This is a genomic window from Arthrobacter sp. H41, from assembly GCF_000520535.1.
GTDB lineage: Bacteria > Actinomycetota > Actinomycetes > Actinomycetales > Micrococcaceae > Arthrobacter_D.
In genome coordinates this window covers 1-1858 of sequence record NZ_KI914838.1, presented here as the reverse complement: position 1 = coordinate 1858, position 1858 = coordinate 1, and the positions used below count along the sequence as shown (strand labels likewise).

The 1858-nt window shown below is 63.5% G+C and carries 2 protein-coding genes; both read right to left on the bottom strand.

Features of this window, described 5'->3' with window-relative positions:
- Nucleotides 1–124: 124 nt before the first annotated feature.
- The gene (locus Y705_RS0115535) at nt 125–754 is read right to left on the bottom strand and encodes a copper resistance CopC family protein (RefSeq protein ID WP_026533516.1); all 630 of its coding nucleotides are present in this window, start codon (nt 752–754) and stop codon (nt 125–127) included.
- Nucleotides 755–837: 83 nt separating this feature from the next.
- Nucleotides 838–1683 carry a copper resistance CopC family protein gene (locus Y705_RS0115530; RefSeq protein ID WP_026533515.1) on the bottom strand — a complete coding sequence of 282 codons (846 nt, stop codon included), beginning with the start codon at nt 1681–1683 and terminating at the stop codon, nt 838–840.
- Nucleotides 1684–1858: the final 175 nt, after the last annotated feature.

Below are 1858 nucleotides of genomic sequence, written 5' to 3'. Positions count from 1 at the left end.
AGCCCCGGGCCCGGCGGGCCAGCGGCACCTGCTACCGCCAGTACCGCGACGGCAGTCACCGGCACCAGGATCAGCACCAGTGCTGCCCACACACCCCGGCGCACAGTGCTGCTGCGATTCACGGTCATGCCCTGCGCGCCCGGCGACGGAGAGTGGTGACTGCGATCAGTACGGTGGCCGCCGTCAACACGCCAAGAATTAGCAGGACCCCTCCCGGCGCCTGCTGAGAACGGACATCGGAGGCCCACACCTCGGAGTCCACACTGTTTCCTGATGCGGCGATCGGCTCTTGGGCTCCCGCTGCGGCGCCGGAACCTGGCGTGACAGTAAACGAGAAAGCTTCATTCACCGGATGCCCGTCATTGGCGGTGACCCTGTAGGCAATCTTCCAGAGGGCAGGCCCGCTCTCGGGTTGACCGGCAGCTACTCCGGGCGGGATGCGCACAACCAGCGTTTTTCCTTCCGCCTCGGTCAGCGCGCCGTAGGCTGGACCGCCGGATACCGAGACGGTGACATTGGCGAACTCCAGCTCGACCTGCTCGGTAAATTCAAGCATTACTTGTTCTGGCACCACGCCCACGGTCGCGCCGTCGGCTGGATCCGAGGACAGGAGATAGGTATGCGCCGAGGCCGGACCGGCAAGCTGCGGCATCGCTACCAGCAGGACTGCGGCAAGAAACGCAGCCAGCACCTCTCGGAGAGACCGCTGCGCCCGGGTAGGTCCACTGCTGATGCTGGGCGATCCCCGATCCATCCGTCACTCCTTTTTGTCCGCCGTGAAGCGATGCCTCCACTGGGTGACGTGCCGACCGACGCGGACGAACCCTCTATCTACTATCATCCGTAGTATTCTATGCTCCTGACGCCGTACGCGCGGACCACGGACGCCCGGCAGGGTGCTCCCCCTTGGAAAAACACCCCCTGAACCCCCGCAAATCCGCCCCCTACTAATTCGCCTAGTATGTTGATACTATCGTTAGTAGTAGTTGATACTGATCGACCAAGGAGAGGACCGTACGTGGCTTTGAGTGTGTGGATACCAACCGTGGCAGCTGCCGGGCTTTTGGCCCGGCGACGGAGAGTGGTGACTGCGATCAGTACGGTGGCCGCCGTCAACACGCCAAGAATTAGCAGGACCCCTCCCGGCGCCTGCTGAGAACGGACATCGGAGGCCCACACCTCGGAGTCCACACTGTTTCCTGATGCGGCGATCGGCTCTTGGGCTCCCGCTGCGGCGCCGGAACCTGGCGTGACAGTAAACGAGAAAGCTTCATTCACCGGATGCCCGTCATTGGCGGTGACCCTGTAGGCAATCTTCCAGAGGGCAGGCCCGCTCTCGGGTTGACCGGCAGCTACTCCGGGCGGGATGCGCACAACCAGCGTTTTTCCTTCCGCCTCGGTCAGCGCGCCGTAGGCTGGACCGCCGGATACCGAGACGGTGACATTGGCGAACTCCAGCTCGACCTGCTCGGTAAATTCAAGCATTACTTGTTCTGGCACCACGCCCACGGTCGCGCCGTCGGCTGGATCCGAGGACAGGAGATAGGTATGCGCCGAGGCCGGACCGGCAAGCTGCGGCATCGCTACCAGCAGGACTGCGGCAAGAAACGCAGCCAGCACCTCTCGGAGAGACCGCTGCGCCCGGGTAGGTCCACTGCTGATGCTGGGCGATCCCCGATCCATCCGTCACTCCTTTTTGTCCGCCGTGAAGCGATGCCTCCACTGGGTGACGTGCCGACCGACGCGGACGAACCCTCTATCTACTATCATCCGTAGTATTCTATGCTCCTGACGCCGTACGCGCGGACCACGGACGCCCGGCAGGGTGCTCCCCCTTGGAAAAACACCCCCTGAACCC

What these genes read in the sequence shown, in the direction of transcription:
- Y705_RS0115530 (WP_026533515.1), bottom strand. Translation starts at nt 1,683, where the DNA reads ATGGATCGGGGATCGCCCAGCATCAGCAGTGGACCTACCCGGGCGCAG.
- Y705_RS0115535 (WP_026533516.1), bottom strand. Translation starts at nt 754, where the DNA reads ATGGATCGGGGATCGCCCAGCATCAGCAGTGGACCTACCCGGGCGCAG.